Below are 15,009 nucleotides of genomic sequence, written 5' to 3' on the forward strand. Positions count from 1 at the left end.
CAGGCGCATAAAGGTCGAGATTAAAATTCGTCGTTTCAACGGTATTGCAGGAAGACGTTCTCACGCCCGAACTGGTCACGCAGTGCCTGAATCAGGCCATCGGCCGGGTCGATCGACCACTGGTCGCCGAACTGCAGCATGGCCTTGGCGTCGCTGCCGGTGTACTCCAGTGTGATCGGGCAGCCGCCGCGATGGCGGTTGATCAGCTCACCCAGCCAGCTGAGGCGGTCACCCTTGAGTGCCTCGTGGCTGAGCTTCAGGCGTAGGCTCTCGGCCAGCTTGGTCCGGGCGTCCTCCATGGTCATCACGGTCTTGACCCGCAGGCGCAGGCCGCCGGAGAAGTCATCGTTGCTCACCTCCCCCTCCACCACCACCATGGCGTCGGTCTGCAACAGGGCCTGGGCCCCCATGAAGGCGTCGGCGAACAGCGAGGCCTCGATGCGCCCGGAGCGGTCATCCAGGGTGACGAAGCCCATCTTGTCACCCTTCTTGTTCTTCATCACCCGCAGGGCAATGATCATGCCGGCGATGGTCTGGGTGTCGCGCGCCGGCTTGAGGTCGACGATACGCTGGCGGGCGAAGCGGCGGATCTCGGTCTCGTACTCGTCGATCGGGTGACCGGTCAGGTACAGGCCAAGGGTGTCCTTTTCGCCCTTGAGGCGCTCTTTGAGCGTCAGCTCGCGTACCTTGCGATGGTTGGCGTAGACGTCGACATCCGCCTCGTCGAACATGCCGCCGAACAGGTCGACATGGCCACTGTCCGCGGTATGGGCGGCCTGCTCGGCAGCCTTGACCGCCTCGCTCAGCGCCGACAGCAAGGTCGCACGGTTGATGTCGATGTTGGCCTGGTAGGCCTTGATCTCGTCATGGAAATGCGGTCCCAGGCGGTCCAGCGCACCACTGCGGATCAGCGCGTCAAGGGTGCGCTTGTTGACACGCTTGAGGTCGATGCGCTCGCAGAAATCGAACAGGTCCTTGAACGGACCACCCTCGGCCCGTGCCTCGACGATCGCCTCGACCGGCCCCTCGCCGACGCCCTTGATCGCGCCCAGGCCATAGACGATGCGGCCATCGTTGTTGACGGTGAACTTGAAGTCGGAGAAGTTCACGTCCGGCGCATCGAGGCGCAGCTTCATGCTGCGCACTTCCTCGACCAGCACCACCACCTTGTCGGTGTTGTGCATATCCGCCGACAGCACCGCGGCCATGAACGGCGCCGGATAATGAGTCTTCAGCCAGGCAGTCTGGTACGACACCAGGCCGTAGGCGGCGGAGTGGGATTTGTTGAAGCCGTAACCTGCGAACTTCTCTACCAGGTCGAAGATGTTACCGGCCAGGTCCGCATCGATATTGTTGGCCACGCAACCTTCGATGAAGCCACCGCGCTGCTTGGCCATTTCCTCGGGCTTTTTCTTGCCCATGGCCCGCCGCAGCATGTCGGCGCCACCGAGGGTGTAGCCGGCCATCACCTGGGCGATCTGCATCACCTGTTCCTGGTACAGGATGATGCCGTAGGTCGGCGCGAGTACCGGCTTGAGGCCTTCGTACTGGTAGTCGGAGTGCGGGTAGGCAAGCTCCGCGCGACCGTGCTTGCGGTTGATGAAGTCGTCCACCATGCCCGATTGCAGCGGGCCGGGACGGAACAGCGCCACCAGTGCGATGAGGTCTTCCAGGCAGTCGGGCTTGAGCTTCTTGATCAGCTCCTTCATGCCACGGGATTCGAGCTGGAACACCGCCGTGGTCTCGGCTTTCTGCAGCAGCTCGTAGGTCTTGCGGTCGTCCAGCGGGATGAAGTCGATGTTGACGTCGGGCAGGTTCTTCTTGGCCTGCTCGCGGTTGATGATCTCCATCGCCCACTTGATGATGGTCAGCGTACGCAGGCCGAGGAAGTCGAACTTCACCAGGCCCGCAGCCTCGACGTCGTCCTTGTCGAACTGGGTCACCAGGCCGCCGCCCTCTTCGTCACAGGCAATCGGCGAGAAGTCGGTGAGCTTGGTCGGCGCGATCACCACGCCACCGGCGTGCTTGCCGGTGCCCCGGGTGACACCCTCGAGCTTGAGGGCCATGTCCCAGATCTCGCGGCCGTCCTCGTCGCTTTTGAGGAAGTCGCGCAGGATCTCTTCCTGCTCGTAGGCCTTCTCCAGGGTCATGCCGACTTCGAACGGGATCATCTTCGACAGGCGATCAGCCAGGCCATAGGACTTGCCCTGTACCCGCGCCACGTCGCGCACCACCGCCTTGGCGGCCATGGTGCCGAAGGTGATGATCTGGCTCACCGCGTTGCGCCCGTAGGCCTCGGCCACGTAGTCGATCACCCGGTCGCGGCCATCCATGCAGAAGTCGACGTCGAAGTCGGGCATGGAAATACGTTCAGGGTTGAGGAAGCGCTCGAACAGCAGGTCGTAGGCCAGCGGATCGAGGTCGGTGATCTTCAGCACGTAGGCCACCAACGAACCGGCACCCGAGCCCCGGCCAGGGCCGACCGGCACGTCGTTGTTCTTGGCCCACTTGATGAAGTCCATAACGATGAGGAAGTAGCCGGGGAAGCCCATCTGGATGATGATGTCCAGCTCGAACTTCAGGCGATCCAGGTAGACCTGGCGCTTCTCTTCGTAATTGGGCGTGGTCTCTTTCGGCCAGAGCACCGCCAGGCGCTCCTCCAGGCCTTCGTGGGAGACGTGGCGCAGGTAGTCGTCGATGCCCATGCCGTTGGGCGTGGGGAAATCGGGAAGGAAGTACTTGCCCAGCTGCACGGTGATGTTGCAGCGCTTGGCGATCTCCACGGTGTTGGCGATGGCGTCGGGCAGGTCGCTGAACAGCTCGGCCATCTCTTCGGCCGACTTGAGGTACTGCTGGTCGCTGTAGCCGCGCGGGCGGCGCGGGTCGTCGAGGGTCCAGCCTTCGCCAATGCACACACGGGTTTCGTGGGCGTCGAAATCCGACTGCTTGATGAAGCGCACGTCGTTGGTCGCCACCAACGGCGCGCCAAGCTTGTCGGCCAGGGCCACGGCGGCGTGCACGTATTCTTCGTCACCGGCGCGGTTGGTGCGCTGCAGTTCGACGTAGAAACGATCCGGGAACATGCCCATCCAGTCCCCAAGCAGGGCCTCGGCCTCGTCCTGGCGTCCGGCCATCAGGGCCGCGCCGATATCGCCTTCTTTGCCTGCGGACAGGGCGATCAGCCCCTCGCTGGCCGGGGCGATCCAGTCGCGCTGGATGATGACCAGGCCATTGCGCTGGCCGTCGGTCCAGCCACGGGAAATCAGCTCGGTGAGGTTGCGATAACCCTTGGGATTCATGGCCAGGAAGCAGATACGCGACAGCGGCGCCTCGGGATCGGCCCCGGCCAGCCACAGATCGGCGCCGCAGATCGGCTTGATGCCGGCGCCCATGGCGGTCTTGTAGAACTTCACCAGCGAGCACATGTTGCTCTGGTCGGTGATCGCCACCGCCGGCATGTTCATCCCGGCCAGGGCCTTGGCCAGCGGCTTGATCCGCACCAGGCCGTCGACCAGGGAGAATTCGGAGTGCACGCGAAGGTGAACGAAGGAGACCGGCATGGAGGATCCTGTAGCAGTGCTGAACGACAAGGGCGGGATTGTAGCTTAATTGCGCAATGCATTTTGGGGCCCCTTCGCGGGTAAACCCGCTCCCACAGGTTCATCGATATCCCTGTGGGAGCGGGTTTCCCCGCGAAGGGCCGCAGAGCGGCCCCAATGCATCAGATCAAAGAGCTGGAAAACCCTTCACGGGCTTCCCATGCGGCTCGAACAGGGGCGAACGAACGCCGATGAATGGGCGTCGGCCCAAGACGGGCCAGGGCCTCGAGGTGCACCGGGGTCGGATAGCCCTTGTGCCCGCCGATCCCGTACCCCGGGTAGATCAGCTCGAACTCGCTCATCTCGCGATCACGGGTGACCTTGGCCAGGATCGAGGCCGCCGCGATCGCCGGCACCTGGGAGTCACCCTTGACCACCGGCGCCGCCGGCACGGCCAGTTTCGGGCAACGGTTGCCGTCGATCAGCGCCAGTTTCGGCGTGATGTGCAGCCCTTCGACGGCGCGCTGCATGGCCAGCATGGTGGCCTGGAGGATGTTCAGGCGGTCGATCTCCTCGACCTCGGCCCGGGCGATGCAGAAGCTCAGGGCTTTTTCGCGGATCTCGTCGAACAGTGCGTCGCGCTTGGCTTCGGTAAGCTTCTTCGAGTCGTTCAGACCGAGGATCGGCCGTCGCGGATCAAGAATCACCGCCGCCGTGACCACCGCGCCGCACAGCGGGCCACGGCCCACTTCATCGACGCCAGCCACCAGTTCTTCGACCAGGTTGAAATCCAGTCCCATCTGCATGTCAGCGGTCCTTCAACAGGGCGAGCACCGCGTCGGCCGCCTGGTTGGAGGCGTCGCGGCGCAGGGTGCGGTGGATCTGGTCGAAGCTATCGGTCTGTTGCGAGCCGTCCTTGACCAGCGGCGCCAGGGTCTGTGCCAGGGCTTCGCTGGTAGCGGCGTCCTGCAGCAACTCCGGTACCAGCAGGCGCTGGGCCAGCAGGTTGGGCAGCGACACGTACGGGCTCTTGACCATGCGCTTGAGGATCCAGTAAGTCAGCGGCGCCAGGCGGTAGGCCACCACCATCGGCCGCTTGTACAGCAGCGCCTCCAGGGTCGCGGTACCGGAGGCGATCAGCACCGCGTCACAGGCAGCCAGCGCCTGATGCGAGCGACCGTCCAGCAGCGTCAGCGGTAGCTCGCGCCCTTCCAGCATCTGCTCGACCTGGGCACGCCGGGCGGCATTCGCGCAGGGCAATACGAAGCGCACGCCAGGCACCAGCTCGCGCAGGCGCTGGGCGGCATCGAGGAACAAGGCGCCCAGGCGCCCCACCTCACCGCCGCGGCTACCAGGCATCAACGCGACCACCGGGCCGTCGCCCAGCCCCAGCTCGGCACGTGCCGCGCCGCGATCTGCTTCGAGGGGGATGGTATCCGCCAGCGGATGGCCGACGAACCGCACCGGCACGCCTTGTTCTTCGTAGAAGCGCGCCTCGAACGGCAGCAGGGTCAGCATCAGATCGCAACCCTCGCGGATCTTCAGCACGCGCTTCTGACGCCAGGCCCAGACTGACGGGCTGACGTAGTGCACGGTCTTGATCCCGGCCTGGCGCAGCTTGAGTTCGATATTGAGGGTGAAATCGGGGGCGTCGATGCCGATGAACACATCGGGCTTTTCGCCGATCAGTGTCTGGATCAATTCTTTGCGGCGCTTGAGCAGCTCACGCAAGCGTCCAAGCACCTCGACCAGGCCCATGACGGCCAGGCGCTCCATCGGGAAATAGGAGGTCATGCCTTCGGCTTCCATCAAGGGACCGCCAACACCGATGAAACGGACATCGGGATGACGTGCCTTGATGGCCCGCATCAGGCCGGAGCCGAGAATGTCGCCACTGGCCTCGCCCGCGACCAGCGCAACGCAGAGTCGCGCCATGTCAGCGGGTGATGCCGCGGGCGGAATTGGCGATCGATTGGCGGAACAGATCGATCTCGGGGAACTGGCTCACCAGTTCCTCCAGGTCCTTGAGCGCCTCATCGACGGTCAGGCCCTGGCGGTAGACGATCTTGTAGGCACGACGCAGGGCGTGCAGCGCTTCGTCGCTGAATCCACGACGGCGCAGACCTTCGAAGTTCATGCTGCGCGCTTCGGCCGGGCTGCCGAATACCGTGACGTAGGCTGGCACGTCCTTGCCGATCGCGGTACCCATGCCGGAAAACGCGTGGGCACCGATGTGGCAGTACTGGTGCACCAACGTGTAGCCCGACAGGATCGCCCAGTCACCCACATGCACGTGGCCCGCCAACGCAGTGTTGTTGACCAGGATGCAGTGGTTGCCGATGACGCTGTCATGGCCGATGTGGGCATAGGCCATGATCAGGTTGTGGTCGCCCAGGGTCGTTTCCGAACGGTCCTGCACGGTGCCGCGGTGGATGGTGACACCCTCGCGGATCACGTTATGGTCGCCGATCACCAGGCGCGTCGGCTCACCCTTGTACTTCAGGTCAGGGGTGTCTTCGCCAATCGAGGAAAACTGGAAGATGCGGTTGTGCTTGCCAATGCGGGTCGGCCCCTTGAGCACCACGTGCGGACCGACGACGGTACCCTCCCCGATTTCCACATCGGGGCCTACGATCGACCAGGGGCCGACCTCGACGCCCTCGGCCAGCCTGGCCGAGGGGTCGATGATCGCCCGTGGGTCAATCGAACTCATAGGGAGCGTTCCGCGCAGGTGATCTCGGCCGAGCAGACCGGCTTGCCGTCGACCAGGGCACGGCATTCGAACTTCCAGATCATGCTCTTGCGGCTGAGGAATCTGGCTTCCAGTACCAGCTGGTCGCCTGGCAGCACCGGCTGGCGGAAGCGCAGCTTGTCGGAGCCGACGAAGTAGTAGAGGGTGCCGTCGGCCGGTTTGGCGTCGAGCATCTTGAATCCGAGAATTCCGGCCGCCTGGGCCATCGCCTCGATGATCAGCACGCCCGGCATGATTGGATGCGCCGGGAAGTGGCCATTGAAGAACGGCTCATTGATGCTGACATTCTTGTAGGCACGAATGCTTTGGGCCTCGAAGTCCAGATCCGTGACCCGATCCACCAGCAGGAACGGGTAACGGTGAGGCAGGTATTCGCGAATCTCGTTGATGTCCATCATTTCGGGGGGAAGCCTGTAATAAGAATAGGGAGCGCAGGTGCTGACCACACGCTCCTTTTGCAGATCCAAAGAGGAGCCAGCTAGCGACGGTTCACGCTTGCTCAGGGAATGGTATCAGCCTTCTGATGCCGGCTGGCCACCTGAGGTCACGGTGTCGACTCGTTTTTCCAGCTGCCCGAGACGCTTGGACATCTCGTCCAGCTGGCGGATACGCGCGGCGCTCTTGCGCCACTCGGCCAGCGGCTGCATGGCCGTACCGGAAGAATAGCCACCAGGTTCGGTAATCGAACGGGTCACCATGGTCATTCCAGAGACGAATACGTTATCGCAGACATCGATATGCCCGACCATGCCGACACCACCGGCGATCATGCAGTGCTTGCCGATCTTGGTGCTGCCGGAAATACCGACGCAAGCCGCCATCGCCGTGTGGTCACCGACCTGGACGTTGTGGGCGATCTGGATCTGGTTGTCGAGCTTGACGCCGTCACCGATGAGCGTGTCCGACAGCGCGCCACGGTCGACCGCGGTATTCACGCCGATCTCCACGTCGTCGCCCAGCGTCACGCCACCGATCTGCGCGATCTTGCGCCAGATGCCCTTCTCGTTGGCGAAGCCGAAGCCTTCACCGCCAATGACCGCACCTGACTGGATCACCACACGCTTGCCGATGGTCACGTCGTGATACAGCGTCACCCGCGGCGCCAGCCAGCCACCTTCGCCGATGACACAGCGCGCGCCGATGGAACAATGCGCGCCGATGGTCACGTTGGCAGCGATGCGCGCGCCGCTCTCGATCACCGCGAACGGGCCGATACTGGCACTGGCATCCACCTGTGCATCATCCGCCACCACGGCGCTGGGATGAATTCCCGCCACAGCCTTGGGCTTTGGATCGAACAGGTGCGAAATACGGGCATAGGCCAGGTAAGGGTCGGCGACGATCAGCGCACTGCCGGCGAAGCCTTCGGCGTCCTCGGCCTTGAGCAGCACCGCGCCGGCCTGGGTATCGTCCAGAAACTTGCGGTACTGCTTGTTAGCCAGGAAACTCAATTGCCCGGGCCCGGCCTCCTGCAAGGTGGCCAGGCCGGTGATTTCCAGCGCCTCGGAGCCCTTCAGCGTGGCCCCGAGGGCCTCGGCCAGCTGGCCGAGCGTCATCGTCACGGTCATATCAACGCGCTTGGTTCATGCGCTCGATAACCTGGCGGGTGATGTCGTACTGTGGCTTGACATCGATCACCGCACCACGCTCGAGCACCAGGTCGTAGCCACCTTTCTTGATCACTTCCTCGACGGCGCCGTCGAGCTTGGGCTTGAGCTGCTTGAGCATGTCGCGGTCAGCCACGGCCTTGGCCTCGTTCAGTTCCTTGGACTGGAACTGGAAGTCACGGGCTTTCTGCTTGAACTCGAGCTCGAGGCGCTCGCGCTCCGGCTGAGGCATCTTGTCGCCACCCTTGATCAGGCGGTCCTGGATGCCCTTGGCGCTGCTTTCCAGGCCCTTGAGCTTGGTCAGTTGCGGACCGAACTTCTTCTCCGCATCGACGGCGTACTTCTTGGCCGCGTCGGATTCCAGCAGCGCCATCTGATAGTTCAGCACGGCGACCTTCATTTCGGCGAAAGCCGGGGTGGCGACCAGCGCCGCGGCCACTACGGCCAGTTGAGTCAACTTACGCACGATGCACTCCTGGATAAACCGTTGTCGTTAAGCGAGGGCCGACCTCAGAAGGTCTGGCCCAGAGAGAATTGGAACACCTGCGTGTCGGCGTCGTCCGGCTTCTTGATCGGCATCGCCAGGCTGAAGCTCAGCGGGCCCAGCGCGGTGATCCAGGTCACCCCCAGACCGACCGAGCTGGCCATGTCCGAGAAACCGACTTTCGCGCAATCGGGCTTGGAGCCGCAGTTGGTGTCGAACACGTTACCCACATCCCAGAACACGGAGGTGCGCAGCGAACGCTGATCCTTGACGAACGGCAGCGGGAACAGCAGCTCCACGCCACCCTGGACGAGCACGTTACCACCGAACGGCAGCGGATCCTGATCCGGGTCGGCGATGGTGCCCTGGTTGCCGGTCACGGCCGCGCCACGGCTCGGCGTGCTGCGAGGACCCAGGCTGCTGTCCTTGAAGCCACGCACCGAGTTGAAGCCACCGGCATAGTAGTTTTCATAGAACGGCAGACCGGAGGTCGAACCGAAACCATCACCATAGCCCAGCTCGGTGTGCAGGCGCAGGGTGTATTCGTTGTTGATCGGCTTGAACAGCTGGCCACGGTAGTCGAGCTTGTAGAACGACAGGTCGCTGCCCGGCACGGTGGTTTCCAGGGTCAGGCTCTGGGAGTGACCACGGGTCGCCAGCACGCCTTTGTTCAGGGTCGATTCGGACCAGCCGATCGACGCCTTGAAGTTCAGGAAGTTGTCGCCCTCGTCCTGAAGGAACTTGAAGATCTCGTCGACGGTGTAGCGGCCGGTCTTGATCTTGTCCTGCTGCACGGTCAGGCCGTAGGTCAGGCGCGAGGTCTCGCTGATCGGGTAGCCGAGGCTGACACCGGCACCCAGGCTGTCGACCGCATAGCTGGCCACGTCGACATCGAGGTCGTCATAGTCGGTGCTGCGGTAGAAGGCGTTGTAGCCCAGGCTGACACCGTCGGCGGTGAAGTAGGGGTCGACGAAGCCGAAGTTGTAGCGGGTCTGGTATTCGGAACGGGTCAGGCCGATCGACACCTTGTTACCGGTACCCAGGAAGTTGCTTTGGCTGATCGAGCCACCCAGGATCAGACCGGCGCTCTGGGCGAAACCGACGCTGGCGGTGATCGAGCCGGAGGCTTGCTCCTCGACGCTGTAGTTGACGTCGACCTGGTCGTCGGTGCCCGGCACCGGCGGGGTCTCGACGTTGACTTCCTTGAAGAAGCCCAGGCGCTCGAGACGGGTCTTGGACTGGTCGATCAGGTAGGTCGAAGCCCAGCCGCCTTCCATCTGGCGCATCTCGCGACGCAGCACTTCGTCTTCGGTCTTGGTGTTGCCGCGGTAGTTGATGCGGTTGACGTAGGCACGCTTGCCCGGATCGACGACGAACATGATGTCGACGGTGTGATCCTGGTCGTTCGGCTGTGGCACGCCGTTGACGTTGGCGAAGGTGTAGCCTTCGTTACCCAGGCGACGGGTGATCAGGTCGGAGGTGGTGGTCATCACCTTGCGCGAGAACACCTGGCCTGGCTGCACCAGCAGCAGCGACTTGACCTGGTCTTCCGGCACCTTGAGGTCACCGGACAACTTCACGTCGCGAACGGTGTATTTCTCGCCTTCGTTGATGTTGACGGTGATGTAGACGTGCTTCTTGTCCGGGGTGATGGACACCTGGGTCGAAGCGATATCCATGTTGATGTAGCCGCGGTCCAGGTAGTAGGAGCGCAGGCGCTCGAGGTCACCGGACAGTTTCTCGCGGGCGTACTTGTCGTCGTTCTTGAAGAACGACAGCCAGTTGGTGGTCTTCAGTTCGAACAGCTGACCGAGGGTCTCGTCGTCGAACACCGTGTTGCCCACCACGTTGATGTGCTGGATCGCGGCAACGGTGCCTTCGTTGATCTTGATCTTCAGGCCGACACGGTTGCGCGGCTGCGGCACGACTTCGGCGTTGACCTCGGCCGAGTAGCGGCCCTGGGCGACGTACTGGCGCTGCAGTTCGTTACGCACGCCTTCGAGTGTCGCGCGCTGGAAGATCTCGCCCTCGGCCAGGCCCGATTGCTTCAGGCCCTTCATCAGGTCTTCGGTGCTGATCGCCTTGTTGCCTTCGATCTCGATGCTGGAGACCGACGGGCGCTCGACCACGTTGATGATCAGGACATTGCCGTCGCGGTTCAGCTGAATGTCCTGGAAGAAGCCGGTCTTGAACAGCGAGCGGGTCGACTCGACCAGGCGGCGGTCGTCGACCTGGTCGCCGACATTCAGCGGCAATGCGCCGAACACGCTGCCAGCGGACACCCGCTGCAGGCCGTTGACACGAATATCGGAGATGGTGAAGGACTCGGCGTGAACTTCAGCGATCATCAGTGCGGAGAGCACCGCAGTTAGCAGCAGACGTTTCATGAAGTCCTTTTATTCCAACTGGCAATAAACAACCTGCCGCGACGAGGCGGCAGGTTTCGCGATTGAGCGAAGCTTTTATAGTCGACCCAGATCGTTGATCAGGGCGAGCAACATCACCCCGATGACCAAACTGATACCGATCTGGACCCCCCAACCTTGCACCCGATCCGAGAGCGGGCGACCGCGCGCCCATTCGATCAGGTAGAACAGCAAATGCCCCCCATCCAATACCGGGATGGGCAGCAGATTCAGAACCCCCAGGCTTATGCTCAGATAGGCCAGGAAATTAAGGAAATCCCCGACGCCCGACTGGGCTGAAGCGCCCGCCACTTTAGCAATGGTTATCGGTCCGCTCAAGTTTTTTACCGAGAGCTCTCCGAACAGCATTTTCTTCAGCGATTCAAGGGTCAGGACGCTCATGCTCCAGGTGCGCGAGAGGCCCTCGCCCAGCGCTTCCAGCGGTCCGTAGCTGACCTCGCGAAGCATGCGCGCCGGCCATTCGCCAGCTTTGACGCCAGCCCCCAGGTACCCCCCGGAAGCCTGCCCTTCACCCTTGCGCGCCAGGGTGACAGGCACCTCGAGTTGCGCGCCATCACGCTCGATGCGCAGGGTCACCTTGCTATCCGGGCGGGCACGCACCGCGTCCACCACCTGCTGCCAGTCGGCCAGCGCCACGCCATCGAGCGCCAGCAGCGTGTCGCCGCTTTTCAGCCCCGCGGCGGCGGCCGGCCCCTTGGGATCGATCTCGGCCAGCACCGGGATCATTGCCGGGCGCCAGGGGCGCAGGCCCAGGGATTGGATCGGGTCGGGCTCATCGGCCCCTTTGAGCCAATGGCTCAGCTGAATCTCATGCTGGCGCTCGGCCGTCGCCCCCTCGTCGACCACGCCCACCCGCAACACGCCGCTCTCGCCGAGGCGCCGCACCAGTTGCAGGTTGACCGCCGACCAGCCATTGGTCGGCTTGCCGTCGATGGAGACGATTTCCTGGCCGACGTTCAGACCGGCGGTCGCCGCCAGACTGCCCGACTCGACCGCGCCGATGACCGGCCGCACCTGCTGCGAGCCGAGCATGGCCACCACCCAGAAGAACAGGATGGCCAGCAGGAAGTTGGCGATGGGGCCAGCGGCGACGATGGCGATGCGCTGACGCACGCTCTTGCGGTTGAACGACTGTTCGACCAGCGCCGGCGGCACTTCGCCCTCGCGCTCGTCGAGCATCTTGACGTAGCCACCCAGGGGAATCGCGGCGATCACGAACTCGGTACCCTGGCGATCATGCCAGCGCACCAGCGGCGTGCCGAAGCCGACCGAGAAGCGCAGCACCTTGACGCCGCAACGCCGGGCCACCCAGAAGTGACCGAACTCGTGGAACGTGACCAGCACACCAAGCGCTATCAGTGTGCCGACAATCATGTAAAGCGCAGTCATGTCCAGTCTCCGGGTGACATTCGGCGGAGTCGGTCGCCAGGGTCAGCGACCGTGGCGTCGCAGCCATTCCCGGGACAGCTCCCGGGCACGCTGATCGGCGGCGAACACCGCATCGAGCGTTGGCAGTGGAACCACAGGCTCCTGGTCGAGCACCTGCTCGATCATACCCGCGATCTCCGGGAAGCGGATACGCCGCTGCAGGAACGCCTCGACGGCCACTTCGTTGGCGGCATTGAGCACCGCCGGGGCGCTGTTGCCCGCCTCGGCAGCCTGACGCGCCAGGCGCAGGCAGGGGAAGCGCTGTTCGTCGGGGGATTGGAAATCCAGACGAGCGATGGCGAACAGGTCCAGCGGCGCGACGCCCGAATCGATGCGCTCCGGCCAGGCCAGGGCGTTGGCGATCGGCGTGCGCATGTCCGGGTTGCCCAGCTGGGCGAGCACCGAGCCGTCGACGTAGTCCACCAGCGAGTGGATGACGCTCTGCGGATGCACCACCACTTCCACCTGCGATGGCCTGGCATCGAACAGCCAGCAGGCCTCGATCAGCTCAAGGCCTTTGTTCAGCATGCTGGCCGAATCGACCGAAATCTTGCGGCCCATGGACCAGTTAGGGTGCGCGCAGGCCTGCTCCGGAGTTACATCCAGCAACGCTTCGGCAGGGGTTTCGCGGAACGGGCCGCCGGAGGCGGTCAGCAGGATCCGGCGCACGCCGACAGCGCTCAGGCCGCGGGCATAATCGCCAGGCATGCACTGGAAGATCGCGTTGTGCTCGCTGTCGATCGGCAGCAATACCGAACCGCTGCGACGCACCGCATCCATGAACAGTGCCCCGGACATCACCAGGGCCTCCTTGTTGGCCAGCAGCACCTTCTTGCCCGCCTCGACCGCGGCCAGGGTCGGACGCAAGCCGGCTGCGCCGACGATGGCGGCCATCACCGTGTCCACCTCGCTGGCGGATGCGACCTGGCACAGCCCGCCCTCGCCTTCCAGCACCTCGGTGGCGCAACCGGCCGCGGCCAACCCTTGGCGCAGCCGCTCGGCCGCCTCGGCGCTCGGCACCACGGCGAAGGCCGGACGATGACGCTCGCACAGGGCCAGCAGCTCATCGATGCGCGAATAACCGCTCAAGGCGAACACCTGATAACGTTCAGGGTGTCGGGCAATAACGTCCAGCGTGCTCAGACCGATGGAGCCGGTGGCCCCCAGCACGGTTATGCGTTGCACGGCGCTCACATCACACCCCACTCAGCCGCCCACAGCAGCACGGCAAACATCGGAATCGCCGCCGTCAGGCTGTCGATGCGATCAAGCACGCCACCGTGCCCCGGCAGCAGGTTGCTGCTGTCCTTGATGCCTTCGCGGCGCTTGAACATGCTTTCGGTCAGGTCACCGACCACCGACGACATGACCACCACCACCGCGCCGAGCAACCCCAGCACTACCTGACCGAAGCTCCAGTCGCGGGTCAGGCCCACGCCCAGGGTGATCAGCAGACTGACCACCAGGCCGCCGTAGACCCCTTCCCAGCTCTTGCCCGGACTGACCTGCGGCGCCAGCTTGCGCTTGCCGAAAGCACGCCCGGAGAAATAGGCGCCGATGTCGGCCGCCCAGACCAGCACCATGACCGCCAGGATCAGCCAGTTGCCCAACGGCCAGTGCTTGAGCAGCACCAGGCCTTGCCAGGCCGGCAGCAGCACCAGCAGACCGATCAGCAAACGACATGCCGCGCTGCTCCACAGTTCGTTGCTGCGCGGATAGGTCAGCACCAGCCAGGTGGCCAAAGCCCACCAGATCACCGAGGCGCCCAGCACCCAGGGCGCGAGGTCCGGCATCAGGTAGAGCAGCATCAGCGCCCCGGCGACCACCGCGGCATAGGCGATGCGCAGCGACTGCGCCACCAGGCCGGCCAGACGCGCCCACTCCCAGGCCCCGAGCGTGACCACAAAGCCGATGAACAGGGCGAAATCGCCACCATTGAGCAGGAAGAACCCGCCCAGCGCGATCGGCAACAGGATCAGCGCGGTAATGATGCGTTGTTTAAGCATTAAGCGCGGGCTCCAGCCTCGACCTGCTCGCTGGTCTTACCGAAGCGGCGCTGGCGCGAAGCGAAATCGGCCAGCGCGCTGCGCATGGCCTCGTGTTTGAAGTCCGGCCAGTACAGGTCGGAGAAGTACAGCTCGGCGTAAGCCAGCTGCCACAGCAGGAAATTGCTGATGCGATGCTCACCGCCGGTGCGGATGCACAGGTCGGGCAGCGGCAGGTCGCCGGTGGCCAGGCAAGTCTGCAGCAGCTCAGGGGTGATATCGTCCGGACGCAGGTGCCCGGCCTGGACTTCCCTGGCCAGACGCTGCGCGGCCTGGGCGATATCCCACTGGCCACCATAGTTGGCGGCGATCTGCAGGATGAAGCGGTTGCTGCCCGCCGTGGCCGCCTCGGCCTCGCGCATCGCTGCCTGCAGCTCAGGATGGAAGCGCGATCGATCACCAATGATGCGTAGACTGATGTTGTTGTCGTTCAGGCGCTTGGCCTCACGCCGCAGGGCCGAGAAGAACAGCTCCATCAACGCCCCGACCTCTTCGGCCGGACGCTGCCAGTTCTCGCTGGAGAAGGCGAAGAGCGTGAGCACTTCGACCTTCGCCTCGGCGCAGACTTCGATCACCGCGCGGACGGCATCCACACCCGCCTTGTGTCCGGCGACGCCGGGCAGAAGACGCTTCTTCGCCCAGCGGTTGTTGCCATCCATGATGATCGCGACATGACGCGGCACCGAGGAAGGTGCCGCCGACTTGGTCTTTTCCATTAAAGAGAAACC

At 63.9% G+C, this 15,009-nt stretch carries 12 protein-coding genes; all 12 read right to left on the reverse strand.

What is annotated here, in order from left to right; translation table 11 throughout:
• Window positions 1–35: 35 nt before the first annotated feature.
• Window positions 36–3,560 carry a DNA polymerase III subunit alpha gene (dnaE, locus tag ACYUME_RS20300; RefSeq protein WP_460416542.1) on the reverse strand — a complete coding sequence of 1,175 codons (3,525 nt, stop codon included), beginning with the start codon at window positions 3,558–3,560 and terminating at the stop codon, window positions 36–38.
• A gap of 161 nt (window positions 3,561–3,721) precedes the next feature.
• Entirely contained in the window at window positions 3,722–4,345 is a 624-nt protein-coding gene (gene rnhB / locus ACYUME_RS20305) for a ribonuclease HII (RefSeq protein WP_279911425.1), read from the reverse strand.
• 1 nt (window position 4,346) lies between these two features.
• Window positions 4,347–5,474 (reverse strand): lipid-A-disaccharide synthase, encoded by a 1,128-nt coding sequence (gene lpxB / locus ACYUME_RS20310; RefSeq protein WP_279887904.1) that lies wholly within the window; start codon window positions 5,472–5,474, stop codon window positions 4,347–4,349.
• A gap of 1 nt (window position 5,475) precedes the next feature.
• Window positions 5,476–6,252 carry an acyl-ACP--UDP-N-acetylglucosamine O-acyltransferase gene (gene lpxA, locus ACYUME_RS20315; RefSeq protein ID WP_460416544.1) on the reverse strand — a complete coding sequence of 259 codons (777 nt, stop codon included), beginning with the start codon at window positions 6,250–6,252 and terminating at the stop codon, window positions 5,476–5,478.
• Complete coding sequence (gene fabZ, locus ACYUME_RS20320) at window positions 6,249–6,689, reverse strand: 3-hydroxyacyl-ACP dehydratase FabZ (protein WP_051097422.1); 441 nt, start codon at window positions 6,687–6,689, stop codon at window positions 6,249–6,251. The genes lpxA and fabZ overlap by 4 nt, the downstream gene beginning before the upstream one ends.
• Before the next feature lie 114 nt (window positions 6,690–6,803).
• Window positions 6,804–7,859 (reverse strand): UDP-3-O-(3-hydroxymyristoyl)glucosamine N-acyltransferase, encoded by a 1,056-nt coding sequence (lpxD, locus tag ACYUME_RS20325; RefSeq protein WP_279887909.1) that lies wholly within the window; start codon window positions 7,857–7,859, stop codon window positions 6,804–6,806.
• 1 nt (window position 7,860) lies between these two features.
• The gene (locus ACYUME_RS20330) at window positions 7,861–8,364 is read right to left on the reverse strand and encodes an OmpH/Skp family outer membrane protein (protein ID WP_279805038.1); all 504 of its coding nucleotides are present in this window, start codon (window positions 8,362–8,364) and stop codon (window positions 7,861–7,863) included.
• 44 nt (window positions 8,365–8,408) lie between these two features.
• Window positions 8,409–10,769, reverse strand: a complete 2,361-nt coding sequence (gene bamA, locus ACYUME_RS20335; RefSeq protein ID WP_279887911.1) for an outer membrane protein assembly factor BamA — start codon at window positions 10,767–10,769, stop codon at window positions 8,409–8,411.
• Window positions 10,770–10,844: 75 nt separating this feature from the next.
• Window positions 10,845–12,197 carry an RIP metalloprotease RseP gene (gene rseP, locus ACYUME_RS20340; protein ID WP_460416546.1) on the reverse strand — a complete coding sequence of 451 codons (1,353 nt, stop codon included), beginning with the start codon at window positions 12,195–12,197 and terminating at the stop codon, window positions 10,845–10,847.
• A gap of 42 nt (window positions 12,198–12,239) precedes the next feature.
• Entirely contained in the window at window positions 12,240–13,430 is a 1,191-nt protein-coding gene (gene ispC / locus ACYUME_RS20345; protein WP_279887914.1) for a 1-deoxy-D-xylulose-5-phosphate reductoisomerase, read from the reverse strand.
• Complete coding sequence (locus ACYUME_RS20350) at window positions 13,427–14,242, reverse strand: phosphatidate cytidylyltransferase (RefSeq protein WP_460416548.1); 816 nt, start codon at window positions 14,240–14,242, stop codon at window positions 13,427–13,429. The genes ispC and ACYUME_RS20350 overlap by 4 nt, the downstream gene beginning before the upstream one ends.
• Window positions 14,242–14,997 (reverse strand): polyprenyl diphosphate synthase, encoded by a 756-nt coding sequence (uppS, locus tag ACYUME_RS20355; RefSeq protein ID WP_460416550.1) that lies wholly within the window; start codon window positions 14,995–14,997, stop codon window positions 14,242–14,244. Before uppS ends, ACYUME_RS20350 begins: the two co-directional genes overlap by 1 nt.
• Between the last annotated feature and the right edge of the window lie 12 nt (window positions 14,998–15,009).

The sequence above is a fragment of the Pseudomonas sp. microsymbiont 2 genome, from assembly GCF_054788395.1.

Excerpts from the sequence above, each read along its gene's own strand:
- dnaE (WP_460416542.1), bottom strand. The coding sequence starts at position 3,560 with ATGCCGGTCTCCTTCGTTCACCTTCGCGTGCACTCCGAATTCTCCCTG.
- uppS (WP_460416550.1), bottom strand. The coding sequence starts at position 14,997 with ATGGAAAAGACCAAGTCGGCGGCACCTTCCTCGGTGCCGCGTCATGTC.
- bamA (WP_279887911.1), bottom strand. The coding sequence starts at position 10,769 with ATGAAACGTCTGCTGCTAACTGCGGTGCTCTCCGCACTGATGATCGCT.
- lpxD (WP_279887909.1), bottom strand. The coding sequence starts at position 7,859 with ATGACCGTGACGATGACGCTCGGCCAGCTGGCCGAGGCCCTCGGGGCC.
- rnhB (WP_279911425.1), bottom strand. The coding sequence starts at position 4,345 with ATGCAGATGGGACTGGATTTCAACCTGGTCGAAGAACTGGTGGCTGGC.
- rseP (WP_460416546.1), bottom strand. The coding sequence starts at position 12,197 with ATGACTGCGCTTTACATGATTGTCGGCACACTGATAGCGCTTGGTGTG.
- lpxB (WP_279887904.1), bottom strand. The coding sequence starts at position 5,474 with ATGGCGCGACTCTGCGTTGCGCTGGTCGCGGGCGAGGCCAGTGGCGAC.
- lpxA (WP_460416544.1), bottom strand. The coding sequence starts at position 6,252 with ATGAGTTCGATTGACCCACGGGCGATCATCGACCCCTCGGCCAGGCTG.
- ACYUME_RS20350 (WP_460416548.1), bottom strand. The coding sequence starts at position 14,242 with ATGCTTAAACAACGCATCATTACCGCGCTGATCCTGTTGCCGATCGCG.
- fabZ (WP_051097422.1), bottom strand. The coding sequence starts at position 6,689 with ATGATGGACATCAACGAGATTCGCGAATACCTGCCTCACCGTTACCCG.